Annotated in this window: 9 protein-coding genes; 3 read left to right on the top strand and 6 right to left on the bottom strand. The window is 67.0% G+C overall.

Going from position 1 to position 14,579, the window contains the following annotated elements; translation table 11 throughout:
* The first annotated feature begins 18 nt into the window (after positions 1 to 18).
* Both ASF04_RS23880 and ASF04_RS23885 read left to right on the top strand, forming a co-directional pair.
* Positions 19 to 3,324, top strand: coding sequence for a glycoside hydrolase family 2 TIM barrel-domain containing protein (locus ASF04_RS23880; protein WP_229205180.1), 3,306 nt, complete (start codon positions 19 to 21; stop codon positions 3,322 to 3,324).
* A 22-nt stretch (positions 3,325 to 3,346) separates the two neighbouring features.
* A complete protein-coding gene (locus ASF04_RS23885; RefSeq protein ID WP_056147360.1) occupies positions 3,347 to 4,465 on the top strand; it encodes a glycoside hydrolase family 43 protein in 1,119 nt (372 codons plus the stop codon).
* Between the two features lie 43 nt (positions 4,466 to 4,508).
* On the opposite strand, the gene ASF04_RS23890 is transcribed toward ASF04_RS23885, so the two are convergent.
* On the bottom strand, positions 4,509 to 5,591 hold the full coding sequence (locus tag ASF04_RS23890) for an NADH-dependent flavin oxidoreductase (protein WP_229205181.1): 1,083 nt from the start codon (positions 5,589 to 5,591) through the stop codon (positions 4,509 to 4,511).
* Here ASF04_RS23890 and ASF04_RS23895 point away from each other — a divergent pair.
* Positions 5,563 to 5,934 (top strand): helix-turn-helix domain-containing protein, encoded by a 372-nt coding sequence (locus tag ASF04_RS23895; RefSeq protein WP_082489015.1) that lies wholly within the window; start codon positions 5,563 to 5,565, stop codon positions 5,932 to 5,934. The genes ASF04_RS23890 and ASF04_RS23895 overlap by 29 nt on opposite strands.
* A gap of 117 nt (positions 5,935 to 6,051) precedes the next feature.
* Here ASF04_RS23895 and ASF04_RS23900 read toward each other — a convergent pair whose 3' ends face one another.
* The 5 genes from ASF04_RS23900 to ASF04_RS23920 form a co-directional block, all read right to left on the bottom strand.
* A complete protein-coding gene (locus tag ASF04_RS23900; RefSeq protein WP_056147363.1) occupies positions 6,052 to 8,898 on the bottom strand; it encodes a TonB-dependent receptor in 2,847 nt (948 codons plus the stop codon).
* 87 nt (positions 8,899 to 8,985) lie between these two features.
* Positions 8,986 to 9,924: a carbohydrate kinase gene (locus tag ASF04_RS23905; RefSeq protein WP_056147366.1), complete on the bottom strand. Its 939-nt coding sequence runs from the start codon at positions 9,922 to 9,924 to the stop codon at positions 8,986 to 8,988.
* Positions 9,921 to 11,024 (bottom strand): ABC transporter ATP-binding protein, encoded by a 1,104-nt coding sequence (locus ASF04_RS23910; RefSeq protein WP_056147367.1) that lies wholly within the window; start codon positions 11,022 to 11,024, stop codon positions 9,921 to 9,923. The genes ASF04_RS23905 and ASF04_RS23910 overlap by 4 nt, the downstream gene beginning before the upstream one ends.
* Before the next feature lies 1 nt (position 11,025).
* Positions 11,026 to 13,545, bottom strand: coding sequence for a GH32 C-terminal domain-containing protein (locus ASF04_RS23915; protein WP_056147370.1), 2,520 nt, complete (start codon positions 13,543 to 13,545; stop codon positions 11,026 to 11,028).
* A 42-nt stretch (positions 13,546 to 13,587) separates the two neighbouring features.
* Positions 13,588 to 14,565, bottom strand: coding sequence for a family 43 glycosylhydrolase (locus ASF04_RS23920; protein WP_056147373.1), 978 nt, complete (start codon positions 14,563 to 14,565; stop codon positions 13,588 to 13,590).
* Positions 14,566 to 14,579 lie beyond the last annotated feature (14 nt).

Genomic DNA, 14,579 nt, shown 5'->3' on the forward strand with positions numbered 1-14,579 from the left:
TCCAGACGGAGGCCCGCCATGCACCCAGTTGGCACATTGTTCGTCCGCTTGCTGATACTGGCCTTGCTGGCCAGCGCTGCGCCCGCAGCGCGGTCAGCCGTTCCCGTCACCGAGCAGCGCTACCTGTCGGGGCAAGGACCGAAGACGGCGGTGCCATGGGAATTCAAGGTCTCCGATGGCAGGCGCGCGGGCGCGTGGAGCACGATACCGGTGCCATCGAACTGGGAGCTGCAAGGCTTTGGCGGCTACGACTACGGCGAAGGCGCCAAGCGCCACAACGAGCAGGGCCAGTACCGCGTGAAGTTTGCCGTGCCGCCGGCCTGGCGCGGGCGCACCATCCGGCTGGTGTTCGAAGGCGTGATGACGGAAGCGACGGTGCGCGTGAACGGCATGCCGGCCGGTCCGTCTCATATCGGAGGTTTCTACCGCTTCGGCTACGACATCACGCAACTGGTCAAGCTGTCCGCCGGCGCCGACAATGTGCTGGAAGTGGACGTCAACAAGGTGGCGTCTAACGCGGCCAGCGAAAAAGCCGAGCGTGGCGGCGACTACTGGGTATTTGGCGGCATCTTCCGTCCGGTATGGCTGGAGGCAGCACCGGCGCAGGCGATTGCCGGCGTCGCCATCGATGCGCGGGCCGACGGCACGCTGGCCGCGCGCGTACGCCTGTCGCAGCCGGCGCCGGGCGCCAGCGTGGAAGCCCAGGTAGTCGATGCGGCCGGCAAGGCGGTCGGGCCGGTGTTCCGCGCGGGGCTGGCCGCTTCCGCTGCCGATCCCGCACTGGTCACCGTGCGCGGCAGCCTGCCCGCGCCGCGCCTGTGGACGGCCGAAACGCCCCACCTGTACACGCTGCGCCTCACCTTGCGCCAGAACGGCAAGGCGCTCCACACCCAGAGCACGCGCTTCGGCTTCCGTACCTTCGAAGTGCGCCAGGGCGACGGCCTGTACCTGAACGGCAGCAAGATCATCATCAAGGGCGTCAACCGCCACAGCTTCCGGCCCGAGACAGGCCGCGCGCTCGACCGCGACGACAACTACGCCGACGCGCGCCTGATCAAGTCGATGAACATGAACACGGCGCGCATGTCGCACTACCCGCCCGATCCGGCCTTTCTCGAAGCGGCCGATGAGCTGGGTCTGTACGTGATCGACGAGCTGTCGGGCTGGCAGGCCGCGCACGGCACCGCCATCGGCCGCCAACTGGTGGCGGAAATGGTGCCGCGCGACGTCAACCATCCCAGCATCCTGTTCTGGGCCAATGGCAACGAAGGCGGTTTCAATACCGATCTCGACGCGGAGTTTGGCAAGCACGATCCGCAGCAGCGCCCGGTGATCCATCCGTGGGCCATTTTCAACGGGCTCGATACCAAGCATTATCCTAACCGGCACCTGGTCACCGAGCGGCTGCGCGGCCCCAACCTGTTCATGCCCACCGAATTCATGCACGCGCTGTACGACGGTGGCGGCGGCGCCAGCCTGCAAGACTACTGGGATGCGATGATGACCTCGCCGATGGGCGTGGGCGGCGTGATCTGGGCGCTGGTGGACGAAGGCGTGGTCCGCACCGACCTGGGCAACCGCGTCGATCCCTACGGGACTTACGGCCCGGACGGCATCGTCGGCCCGCACCATGAAAAGGAAGGCAGCTACTATGCGGTGAAGGATATCTGGTCGCCGGTCAAACTGGGGGCGGCGACGTTCGATACCGGCTTCGACGGCACGCTGCCGGTGCACAACCGCTACGACTTCGCCAGCCTGGACCAGGTGCGCTTCGACTGGCAACTGCTGCGCTTTGCCGCACCGGATGCGGCTTCCACGGCAGCGCACATACTGGCCAAGGGCACAGGCAACGCCAGCGGCGTGGCCGCGCGCAGCGATGGCAAGCTCGATCTGCGCCTGCCGGCCGGGTGGCGCAAACTCGATGCCGATGCGATCGCGGTGACCGCGACCGGCGCGGATGGGCAGCACATCTGGACGTGGACGTATCCGGCCAGCAATTTGTCGGCACGCCTGGCGCGCACCGCCCTCCTGCACCAGCCGCCGCTTGCAAGCGCCCCCGCCGATTCGGCGACGAGCACTGCGCCGATGGCCGCTTCCTCCGGTACTGCTGCCGCGACCAGCGCTGCATCCGCCGCGTCCACGCCAACGGTGGCCACAGAGGGAGCTACCCTGCGCCTGGCCGCTGGTCCGGTCAGCGCTACGTTCGACGCCACCACCGGCCAACTGCGCACGCTGCAGCACGGCAGCCGCGTGTCGGCCCTGACCAACGGCCCGCGCCTGGCCTATGCCCATCCGCGGCCGGCACCGGAGACCGAGGTCGCATGGCTGCCGCTGACCGCTCACGCACACGACAGCACCGCTGGCAGCACCGGCAGGCAAGCCGGCGCCACCATGCACCGCCTGGCCGCGCCGCAGACAGCCAGCGTGATCGAAGTGATTCCCGCTTTCGACAAGACCACCGCCTACGCCCGCTTCAAGCTCGACATCAGCGCCGACGGCGTCAACTGGAAGACCCTGTTCGACGCCACCCGGCGCAAATCGGATGGCAACGACTATCGTTTCCCGCCGCAACCCGTGCTGGCGGTGCGCATCACCAGCGCCACCGGCCAGCATGGCCAGCCGATCGCCTTGAACAGCGTGCGCCTCGGCCACGCGGTGCAGCGTTTTCCTGCCCTGGCCGCTGCCACCAATTCACCGGATCCGGCCAGCGTGCGCAGCGGCACCGGCATCGATGACGGCGGCAAGCCGGTGGCCTGGATCGAAGCCAGCCACAGCAGCGGCCTCGACCGCCTGCGCTGGACCATGGCGGCCAACGGCGACCTGCGGCTCGATTATGGCTATCGTCTCGACGGCATGGTGCAGTACCACGGCATCACTTTCGACCACCCGGAGACCGCGCTGCGCGGGATGCGCTGGCTCGGCGAGGGACCGTATCGCGTGTGGAAAAACCGCCTGCAAGGCACCTGGCTCGGGGTGCACGAGGTGGCGCAGTTCGACCAGCAACCGGGCGAGAGCTTCCGCTACCCCGAATCGCAGGGATTTTTTGCCGACGTGCGCTGGGCGCGCTTCGACACGACCACCGGCACGCTGCGGGTGAGCAGCAACAGTCACAACAACGCAGCCGCCAGCTACCTGCGCGTGGGCACGCCGCGCATTTCTCACGCCAACACGACGGTGGAATTCCCCGCCGGCGACCTGTCCTGGTTGCACGCCATTCCCGCCATCGGCGAAAAATTCACGCCCACCGAAGCACTGGGTCCCTCGGCCGCCTGGCCCGTCGCCAACGGCGCCTACCAGGGCAGCCTGACCTTGCGCTTCGATTAATCCATTCCCACGAAAGGCCATTATGCACCGCCTGACAATCCTGTCCGCCATCCTGCTGTGTTGCGCCATCCCGGCAATGGCGCAGGCACAGCAACCGCCAGCAACCAGCCAGTCCGCGCCGCAGGCCGAAGCCCCGCTGCAACTGCCCGCCATGCACCTGCACGATCCGTTTATCGTGGCCGACCAGGCCAGCCGCACCTATTACCTGTACACGTCGAATGTACCTGGCATGTCCGGCGAATGCGGCGTCGGCGTCATGGCATACACCAGTACCGACCTGAAACACTGGCGCAAGCCCACCGTGGTGTTCCGGCTGCCGCAAGGCGGCTGGGCCAACGATGGCGCCTGGGCGCCCGAAGTCCATGCCTGGCAAGGCAAGTACTACCTGCTCACCACGATGTACAACGAGAAGCTCACCCTCGATAAGCCGTCGGCATCGGGCTGGAAAGCCTTCCGGCGCGGCACCATCATGGCGGTGGCCGACAGCCCGCGCGGCCCGTTCGTCCCGCTCAATAAAGGCGAGCCGGTCGTCCCCAGCGACCTGATGACTCTCGACGGCACGCTGCACATCGACCGCGCCGGCAAGCCGTGGTATGTCTATGCGCATGAATGGGTGCAAACTGCCGACGGCACCATCGAAGCGATACCATTGACCAGCGCCCTGAAGCCCGCCGGCGCACCGGTGCTGCTGTTCAAGGCGTCCGAGGCCGACTGGAGCAACGGCCAGAAACCGGTGGACCCCGACGGCAAACCCGCCAAGGCGCCCGTGTACGTCACCGACGGCCCGCAGCTGTATCCATCAACCGACGGCAGCCTGCTGATGCTGTGGTCGAGTTACGACAAGAACGGCTACGTGCAGTCGGTCGCCCGCTCGGCGTCCGGCGACGTGCGCGGCCCGTGGATCCAGCTGCCGCCGATCCTCAAGCGCGATTCCGGTCACGGCTTGCTGTTCGATACCTTCGACGGCAAGCGCATGCTGGTCGTGCACCGGCCGTTCAAGAACGCACGCGGCAAGCTCTACGAAGTGCGCGACGCCGGTGGGCGCATCGAGATAGTGAACCAGCGCGTGGATCTCGATGGCGACCATTTGATGGGGGTGGCGGAGCGGGCGCCGCAGATGGCTTGCCCGGCGGCGAACTAGGATACCGCTACGGAACCGGCGCCCTGCCCGCGTGGCAAAGCAATCAGGCGCCTGCCTGCTGCCGCACCGGTATCCAGCCCTTGAAGCCCTCGATGATGCCCCACAGCTTGGGCGGGATCGCCAGCGCCCCCACTTGGGCCGGATCGATTTCGAACTCCAACGGCTGCCCCTGCTGCAACCGGCTTACCCAGTCCGGGTTGATGATCAACCCGCGACCGATCGCCACCAGCGACAACCCGGCGTCCAGCGCCTCGCTGGCGTCGGCAGGCGTCAGGATGCCGCCGGCGGCAATCACCGGTACCCGCCCGGCCACGCGCTCGACGATGCGGCGCACGATAGTCTGGCCGTCGGGGTCGTCGATGGGTCGGTCGCCCAACAGGTTGGCCAGCGAGGCGTGCAGGTAGTCGACGCCCAGTTCCAGCAAGCGGTCGATAAACGTCAAGGTCTGGTCGATGCGGTAACCGTGCTCGCCGGGTTCTTCCGGCGAGAGCCGTACACCAAGCGCGAACGGCCGGTCGGCATGTTCGGCAATCACGCGCTTGACCTCGGCAACAACGGCCAACGGGAACCTCATGCGGTGCTCCAGGGAACCGCCCCACGCATCGGTGCGTAGATTGGTTGCAGGCGACAGAAAGTTTTGCAACAGGAAGCCGTGGGCGCCATGGATTTCGATGCCATCGAAGCCGGCCTCGATGCCGCGCCGTGCGGCGGCGCCGAAGGCCGCAACCAGTTCCTCCACCTCGTCGGCGGACAGGGCGCGCGGCGTCAGCGGCGCCTGGAACGGCGTGGCTGCGGTCAACACCGCGCTGGAACTGACGACATCGCCGCCGGGAATCAGGTGGGGCAGCGCCTTGTTACCCGCGTGAAAAAGTTGCAGGATCGCCGGTGCGCCACCGCTCCTGGCGGCGTCGGCCAGGCACTTGAGGCTCGGCACGAAGCTGTCGTCCGCAGCGGAAAACTCGTGCGTGAAGCCGATGCCGTTGGCGGTGACCTGGGCGCAGCCGGTGATCACCAGGCCGACACCTTTGACGCGCAGCCGGTAATAGGCCTCCTCTTCTTCGGTGATCTGAAAATCGTCGGAGCCGGACCACGTGGTCATGGGCGACATCGTGACGCGATTGCGCACGGTGATGCCAGGGATCAGGTCGAACGGGCGCAGCAAGATTGCCGATAAATGGTCGATGATGGTGCTCGCCGTGCTCGACGACCGCCCCCATCGTTTCAATGCCATCATGCGCAGGCTCGAGGGTGTGACCCAGAAAGCGCTGACGCAGTGCCTGCGCCGCCTCGAGCGCAATGGCCTGGTGTCGCGGCACGTGATCGCGTCACCGCTGGCGGTGCGCTACGAGATCACCGCGCTGGGCCGCACGCTGCAGGAGCCCTTGCGGCAGCTGCATGCGTGGACGCTGGACATGTTGCCGCTGGTCGAAACCGCCCGCAGCGATTTCGATCAGCGCAATTCATCCTGAACCGATTGGTTTGCGTCACTGGCAGGCACCGGCGCGATGCCACCGATGTCGTGACCCCGACAGGAATGCATTACGCCTGTCGGGCCGCAGCGGTCACCAGCCACCGCTTCCGATTGCCTAGAACATATACGTCAGGCTGAAACGCATGGTCCGGCCGAACAGAGGGCGCGCCACACCACGGTTGCGCGAACCATCGGGCGACAGCAGGTCGTTGAACAGGGGATCGCCCTCGGTAAACGACAGCTGGTTGGTCAGGTTAGCCACGTGCAAATGCGCGCTCCAGCGCTCCGACAACTGGTACTGCGCCCCGGCGTTGATGATGTGGTACGACGGGTACAGCGTGACGTTGCTGTCGGTGGCTTCCGAAAAACGGTTGCCGTAGTACTGGTACTGGCCGTACAGGCTCAGCGGGATATCGGTCAGCGGCTTGAGGTCGAACGACGGCATCAGGTTGACCATCACCTTGGGCAGGCGGCGCGGCCGGCGGCCGTCTTCGCTCACCTGCACGTAGTGGTAGCCCGTGATGATGCCCTGCGGGTCCTTGTCCTCTTGCGTAATGGTGTAGTTGGCGCCGTTCACCTTGGGGTTTTGCATGACCACGTTGCCCTTCAGTTCCAGGCCCGCCACGGCGGCCGGACGCCAGCTCAGCTCGACTTCCGCGCCGATATTCTGCACGCCGCGCTCGTACAGCTGCGCGACCTCCGGGCAGGAGTTGATCTGCGTGACGCCACCTTGCGTGCCGCACGCGGACGAATTGATGTCCCGATAGACATTGATCGAGCTGCGCGGCGAGAAGTTGTTGTAGAAGGTGGCCACCGACGCGCCGAAGCCACGGGTCAGATAGCGCAGGCCGATTTCGTACTGGCGGATATGCTCGACCGCGCTCACCCTCACCGGCTGGCCGTTGACCACCGTGAGGTTGGCGGTGCTGAGGTCATTCAGGTCCTGCAGGCTGGGCAGACGGAACGAATCGGACGCCAGGCCATACACCGCCAGCGCCTTGCTAAAGCTGTAGTTGCCGCCGATCGACCAGCCGAAGCCGTGGTATTTTTCCTTGAGCTTGCGCGCTTCGCCCGGCAGGCTCACCTCGTTGTCGGCAGTCGTATCCTGGACCGAGCCGGGCACCACGCCGGCGGGCGTCAGGTCGGTGATGACGTTGCGGTCGCGCCGCGCCACGTCGGCCTTGAGGTTTTGCCAGCGCACGCCCACGTCCATCTTGAGCTTGTTGCCCATGGTTTCCCAGTGGTCGAGCAGGTACGCGGCATTGCCGTCACCACGTATCTTGCTCACGAAGCCACCCCAGCCGGGCAAAATGGCGCCGCCCTGGGTCAGGCTCGGCCCCACCTGGTTGCCTTGCGCATCGACGGCAATCAGATCGACCAGGCGCGACTGGTTGGACACGTCGCTGACCAGCAGCGCCTGCTGGAAGTTGGGCGCGTAGTCGTAGCGGCTTTTGTACACGCCGAAGGTCAGGTCGTGGGTACCCTGGAGATTGAACGATTTCTGGGTTTTCAGGTCCAGCGAAGTGCTACGCGCCTCGGTATCGGCGATGAACGGAATCATGAAGTTCAGGTTGGCCGAGGCTGGCACCGGCGAGCCGTCGTTCAGGTAGCGCCCCGCCACGCCGCTCGCTTTCGCATAGCGCTTGATGAAATCCTCGCGGCTGATGTTGGCGAACGACGCGCAGGCATTGCTGGCCGGGACGTTGAAAAAACCCACCAGCTTGACATTGGTGAGATTGCAGCCGAGCGCGGCGCCATGCGCGGGCGAGATCACGTCGTTCTGGTAGCGGGCATTGAGGAAGTTGGTCGAGGTGGCCGTGTCGTTGCCGGTGAACACGGCATTGAAGCCGTTGCTGCCGGTGGTGTGGCGCAGCCCGCTGGAAACTTTCCAGCCGTTGGCAAACTCGTGCGAACCACCGAGCGTGAACATCTTGAAATTCGGGTGGATGCCGTCAGCCTGGTCCACGGTGCGGCTGCCATACTCGCCGATCATGTTGAAGCGCCGGTTGTACTGGGAGGCCGTGGTGCCGTGGGCAAAGTCGATGCCCAGCGGCTCGATGCTGCCCTGGCTGATGGCGGTGGGATTGGCCGGCGTGCCGGGGTTGGCAAAGCGTGGCACCGAGATCGGCAGGTTCTGGTAGAACGCCGTGCGGTCATTGATCACCAGTACGTCCGCGCGCGCGGTGGTCTTGCGGTCGTCGCTGGTATAGACCAGGTTGCCACGTACCTGGCCACCGCGATCGGCGGTATAGCCGGTGTCGCGCACGCCGTCGCTGCGGCGGTAGAAGCCGCCGACTGCACCGGTCAGGTTCGGCGCCAGCGGCCCGGAAATAAAGGCGTCCTGGCGCAGGAAGCCGTAGTCGGCGTACTCCACCTTGTAGCCGCCCGCCAGGCGGTCGCCGCCGGTGCGCGTGACGTGGTTGACGGTGGCGCCGAGACCGTTCGAATACAGGATGCCGCCGGGACCGCCCTTGACCAGCTCCACGCTCTCGGTCATCAGGTCGTCGCGGATGAAGACGTCGTTGTTCATGAACGGCGCTTCCGGTTCTTCATAGGCGGGCAAGCCGTCCACCAGCTGCGGCGCGAAGCGGTAGCCGCCGGTTACGGGCAAGCCGCGCACGGTGATGTTGTTGCTGGCCTCCCCCGCACTGCCGCCCTCGGAATAAATGCCGGGGAAGTTGGCCAGCATGTCGGCCGTGCTCATTGGCGCCAGTCGCTGGATTTCTTCGCCGCTCAGCGTGTTGATCGAGAACGTCGCATTTTTCTTGGTGGTGCTTTGGGTCACGCCGGTGACGATGACCACGGCGGCCGGATCGGTAGCGGAATCCGCAGGCGTCGTGGTGGCGGGGGCAGGAACCGGCTGGGCGGCCTGCTGTTGCTGTTGGGCGTACACCAGCGCGGGCGCCAGGCAAATCGCCAGGGCTGCCGAACGGGTGAGGTAATGAGTGATCGAGTAAGTCATGCTGCATCTCCTGTTATGATTATCGGGCGGCGCACAGCCGCCATGCAATTTATTATGTCCATCGTTGTCATCGCGGGGTAAAAATGGTTAGTCCAAGGGCGGCACCTCCTGCAGGGTGGGCATGTCGGCGCCACGCCGCGCGCAGGTGATTGCCGCCGCGCGGCCGGCAAAGCGCAGTGCGGCCAGCAGTTGCGCCGGTTCCAGCGCCGCCAGCGCGGCGCGCGTGAGCAGTTGCTGACGGGCCAGGTGGGCGAGCAGCGCCGCCTGGAAGGTGTCGCCCGCCCCCACCGTATCGACCACCTCCACGCGATGCGCCGGCAAGGCGTGCGTGCCGGCCGCGCGGGTGGCTGCCAGCACGCCGTGCGCACCGCGCGTGACCACCACCAGCGCCACGCCCGCGTCCAGCGCCGTGGCGATGAACTGCTCGGGCGTGGTGCCCGGATAGACCAGGCCGATATCTTCGTCGCTGATCTTGAGCAGGTCGGTCAGCGGCAGCATGGCGGCGATGGCAGCGGTCCACACGTTGCGGTCCGGCTGTATGGTCAGCCGCACGTTGGGATCGAAGGCGATCAGGCTGCGGCCATGCTGGCGCCGCACCAGCGCCAGCAGGGTGGACGCCACCGGCTCGACGGCCAGGCAGTACGAGCCCACGTGTATCGCCACGGCGTCGCGCGGCACGCGCGCCAGGTCGGCCGGAACAACCTGGCGCTCGGCAGTGGCAGTGCCGTACAGCGTGTAGGTGGGCGCGCCACCGGCATCGACATCGACCGTCACCAGCGCGGTGGCTGCCGCCGGCCGGGGCGCCGCAGTGACATCCACGCCCTCGGCGGCCAGGGCGGCGGCCAGCTTGCGGCCGAACAGGTCGTGCGACAGGCCGCCGAAGAACATGGCCGGAGCGTCCAGCCGCGCCAGGCCCACGGCCAGGTTGAAAGGCGAACCGCCGATCCGCGCCGACAGCGCGTAACCGGCCGGCGTCTCGCCATCGCAAAACACATCGAACAACGCTTCTCCGCATACGACGATCATGCTACCTCCGGTACTGTGGTGATATCGGGCACGTGCGCATCCACGCGGCGGCCCTCCTGGTTGAATACATGCAGGCGCCCGGCCACGGGACCGACGCGCCAGGCGGCGCCGGTGGCGGGCGGCTCGCCGCGCACCACCACCATCAACGCCTTGTCAAGTCCGGCCACCTGCAAGTGCACGTACGACTCGGCGCCCAGGCGCTCGACCAGCAGCACCTTGCCTTCGATGGCGCCATGCGGTTCCGCCGCCAAGTGCTCGGGGCGTATGCCGACCGTGACGTCGCCTGGCGCCGTACCGGCCGGGGCGCGCCAGTTCAGCCGCAATGCGCCCAGCCACAACTGGCCGCCGGCATCGATGCGCCCGGCCAGCATGTTCATGCGCGGGCTGCCGATAAAGCCGGCCACGAACACATTGGCAGGCTGGTCGTACAGGTGCATCGGCGCGCCGATCTGCTGCACGCCGGACGGTCCCAGCACCACGATGCGGTCGGCCAGGGTCATCGCCTCCACCTGGTCGTGGGTGACGTACACCATGGTGGCGCCCAGCTGCTGGTGCAGGCGGGCGATTTCCACGCGCATGTCGGCGCGCAGCGCCGCATCGAGATTGGACAGCGGTTCGTCGAACAGGAACGCGCGCGGCTTGCGCACGATGGCGCGGCCGATCGCCACGCGCTGACGCTGGCCGCCCGACAACTGTGGCGGGCGCCGTTCGAGCAGGTGCTCCATCTGCAGCATCCGCGCCACGCCCTGCACCGCCACCTTGATCTCGGCCTTGGGCACCTTGGCCAGACGCAGGCCGAAGGCGATGTTCTCGAACACCGTCATGTGGGCGTACAGCGCATAGCTCTGGAACACCATCGACAGGCCGCGCTTGGCGGGCGGCACATCGTTGACGACTTCACCGCCGATGCGAATCTCGCCCGCACTGATATCTTCCAGGCCGGCGATCATGCGCAGCAGCGTGGACTTGCCGCAGCCCGACGGGCCGACCAGCACCACGAACTCGCCATCGTCGATGGTGAAGTCGATGCCCTTCAGGATGTACTGCGCTTCTTTTCCAGGGTAGGTCTTGCCTACGCTGTGCAATGCGATTGCTGCCATCTCAATTCCTCTTTTGGTTCAAACCGAGCGCCCATACCTTGAGCGACACGATGCGGTCGCCGTCTTGCGCAAGCAGGCCCAGGCCGTCCGCGTCGGGCCGGGCGGGATAGATGCGGCTCGTCAGGCTCAGGCGCTCGTTGACGTAGGCCTCGACCATGGAACCGTCGAGGAATAGCCGCAGCCGCAGCGGCTCGCCTCCCAATACGAAGTCGCCGCCCTGTACCGGCGCGCCACCGGCGTTGTTGCCGATCATGCCGGGATCTTTGGCGCCGGTCGCGGTGCGCGGCGTGGCGCTGCGGCTGCGGTCGATCTCCAGCCGGTGGCGCGCGGTATCGACATACAGTTCGGTGACTTCGGCCCCGGCTGGCGCCACGCGCACGGCCAGCCCGCGCTTGCCCGCTGCCGGCGAAGGCGCCAGTTGCAGTTCGACTTCCAGCGCCGTGCCATGCAGCCCGGCCAGCGCTGCCGCTGCCTGCGCCGCACTTACATCGCGCAGATCGAGCAACTGTGCGCGCCGCAGCGAGGCCAGTTCGGCGATCGGCGCCACCCGCAGGCCGCCGTCCGCGCCCAGCGACAGCGCAATCGGCAGGCCGCCGTTATGGGCCCAGCCGGCGTCGTGTTCATCCTGCAGCGACCGCTTGCCCTGGGCGATCGAGAACACGATGCTGCGCCCGGTCTTCGGATCGACAAATCCGCTGGGGCCGGAAAAATGGCCCTGGCCCGCGTCGAACACGCGCGGCGCCTCCTGGTCCGGGATAAAGCGGGCGCTGGCGCGATCGAACACGCCGGTCCAGTAATATGCCTGGCCGCGCACGTCGTTGAGGAACACGTGGCGTTCGCGTCCGTCCACGCCCTGGCCGACCGGCAGCAGCACCGGCAGCTCCCAGGTGGCGTCGAAGCCGGGAAACTGTTTGGCGTCGATCGAGAACAGCGGGCCGCGCGGGGTCCAGTGGCGCAAGTCCGACGATTCGTACACCAGCGCGGTGCCGCTGCGCCCCGGCAGCGCCGAACCGACCAGCTGGAACCAGCGCTCGCCATCGCGGAACACGAACGGATCGCGGAATTCGCCGAAGCGGCCCTGCCCTGCGGTTTGCTCGGTGACCGGCGCCGGGTATTTTGTCCAGCGCACCAGGTCGGGATCGGTGATGTCGGCGGGCATGGCCATGGCCGTGCGCTGGTTCGGTTTCACTGCGTCGTTGCCGGCGGTGAAGAACAGCACCGGCGTGCCGTCCGCTGCATACGTGGCGCTGCCCGACCAGACGCCGTCGGTAGCCAGGCCGTCGTCCTCGGGCGCGAGCGCAATCGGCAGCTCGCGCCATTGCACCAGGTCGGGGCTGACCCAGTGGCCCCAGTGGATCTGGTGCCAGAACGGGCCGAACGGATTTTTCTGGAAAAACAGGTGGTACTGGCCGCCGAAATAGAACGGTGCATGCGGCTCGTTCATCCAGCCTGCGTCGGGCAGCAGGTGGTAGCGCGGGCGGTCGGGGTCGCCCTCGAACGTGGCGGCGGCGATCTGCAGGTCGGCCGGCGCCAGTTTCGGCACCACGCCATGGCGCGCCTGCAAATCAGCCGCCATTGACCGCGAAACGGCGCCAGCGTCGGCCGGACCGGCATCGATCCGCACTTCGTCCATCAGGCCGAGAAAGGTGTTGAGCTTGAAGACGCGGCCGATCTGCTCGGGCTGCGAATAGCGGCCCACCGTCAGCGGCAGGGCCGGCAAATCGAGCGCTGCATCGGCCGGCGCCGCGACCTGCAACACCCGCTCGCCGTTGAGAAACAGGGCAACGCGGCGCGTGGCGGGATCATAAGTGGCGGCCACGTGCGACCACGCGTCGCGTGGCAGCTTGCGGTCGTTGACGCGCGCATCGACCACCGCGCTGCCGAAGCCGAGCTTGAGGCCCCAGGTGCCGAAGCGGTACACCCCGAACGACAGGCCCTGTTGCGCCCTAGTGTCAAACTGGCTCAGGAAAGCCGAGTAGTGGCCGCCGTCACCCCACTCGAACGCGTGCGGCGCCACCCAGGCGCTGAGCGTGAAGCCGCGCGCCAGCTGCGCGGCAGTCAGACCGGGGGCCGCGATGTCGGTCGAATAGCCGTCGAACAGCAGGCAGCCACCGCGGATGCACTGGCCGGCCGGGCGCCACAGCGGCGCCGAGTCGGGCTTGAAGCGGGCGCGGTTGAAGACGTAATTGACCGGGTCGCGCCGTCCCGAAACCGTTTCGGCGGCCAGATGGCCGGCGCCGTCGTCGAGCGGCCAGTGGGCCAGCGGCGCGTGCGACCGGTCGGCGGCGGCAGTTGCTGGCGTTGCCGACGCTGCTGCGGGCAAGGCCAGTGCCGCCGATCCTGCCCATGTCAGCCCGATTAGTCCGGCCACGCCGGCCGCACCGGCAGCATGGACCACATCTGCCAGCCGGATCCGGCGTGCCGCTTTGCCCGACCGGCCCGAACCAGCCAGCCGCACCCACCAGCCAAGCCGGCCAGGGCCGCATGCCTTGGCGCCATTCCCCGGGGTTTCCTTGTTCATCGTGTCTCCTCGATTATTTTTATAAGCCGATGTCTATCGTTGTCATTTTGCGGCCAAAGGATCGTCCAGATGGTACAACCCATTTTCCATGCGCAGTGCAATCGGGTCGGTGATGCGGCCCACGAACTGGCCATCGGCGCCGGTGTCTTCGAATGCCATCAGGCAGTCGCCGCCGGTGACCGGATCGCGCAGGATTTTGCCGGCATAACGGCGGCATGGCATATCGCCATCGAGGAAACCGGGCGCCGGCTGCCATGGTCCCAGCGGATGGTCGGCCACCAGGTAGTGGGTGCCGGACACGCCGCCGCCGTGCTGCGCGCGCATCGCTTCCGACCAGTGCGGCGCGACGTTGCAGAACACGCAGTACCAGCGCCCCTCCCGCTCGAAGACCTGCGGCACTTCAAGCTGGCCGTAGTGGCCGCCCTGGTACACGGGCGGCATCGCCTGCCATTGCACCAGGTCCGGTGATACCGCGTGGCCGATCACGCCGCGCTCGTACAGCGGACCGTCGTTGCGGCGGGCCGTGAAGAACATGTGGTACATGCCGTCGATCTTCTCCGGCAGCACCCACGGGTCGCGCAGCGCGCGGTCGTGCCAGCGGCCTTCCGCGTGTTCTTCGTAATAGCGCTCGTCGAGGTCGAGCGCCAGGCCGCTGCCCACCCGCTCCCACGGGCCGTCGATGCTGGCCGCGACCGCGTGGCCGATGCGCTGGCGCATGCCGTTCTCCGCGCGGCTGGTGCCGGTGTAGAACAGGTGGTAGCCGCCGTCCACCTTGATGACCGAGCCGGTCCAGGTGGTGTAGTCGTCCCAGGCCGGCGTGGCCGACGGCGCGAACACGGTGCCCTTCGGGGTCCAGTGGCGCAGGTCGGTCGAAACGGCGTGGCCGATCGAGACATTCCAGTGGCGCAGGTCGGGATTGCCGATGGCGCGGTCGGCCTGCAGGAAGAACAGGTGCTGCTGCCCTGCTTCCTCGTAGTGCCAGAAGTCCCAGATGAATTTGTCGTTGATGTGAAGTGTCATGTTGCTTCCAAAGG

The organism is Duganella sp. Leaf61 (assembly GCF_001421905.1).
Lineage (GTDB): Bacteria > Pseudomonadota > Gammaproteobacteria > Burkholderiales > Burkholderiaceae_D > Rugamonas > Rugamonas zoogloeoides.

Coding starts and splice junctions, on each gene's coding strand:
- ASF04_RS23895 (WP_082489015.1), top strand. CDS start 5,563: ATGGGCGACATCGTGACGCGATTGCGCACGGTGATGCCAGGGATCAGG.
- ASF04_RS23910 (WP_056147367.1), bottom strand. CDS start 11,024: ATGGCAGCAATCGCATTGCACAGCGTAGGCAAGACCTACCCTGGAAAA.
- ASF04_RS23880 (WP_229205180.1), top strand. CDS start 19: ATGCACCCAGTTGGCACATTGTTCGTCCGCTTGCTGATACTGGCCTTG.
- ASF04_RS23905 (WP_056147366.1), bottom strand. CDS start 9,924: ATGATCGTCGTATGCGGAGAAGCGTTGTTCGATGTGTTTTGCGATGGC.
- ASF04_RS23900 (WP_056147363.1), bottom strand. CDS start 8,898: ATGACTTACTCGATCACTCATTACCTCACCCGTTCGGCAGCCCTGGCG.
- ASF04_RS23915 (WP_056147370.1), bottom strand. CDS start 13,545: ATGAACAAGGAAACCCCGGGGAATGGCGCCAAGGCATGCGGCCCTGGC.
- ASF04_RS23885 (WP_056147360.1), top strand. CDS start 3,347: ATGCACCGCCTGACAATCCTGTCCGCCATCCTGCTGTGTTGCGCCATC.
- ASF04_RS23920 (WP_056147373.1), bottom strand. CDS start 14,565: ATGACACTTCACATCAACGACAAATTCATCTGGGACTTCTGGCACTAC.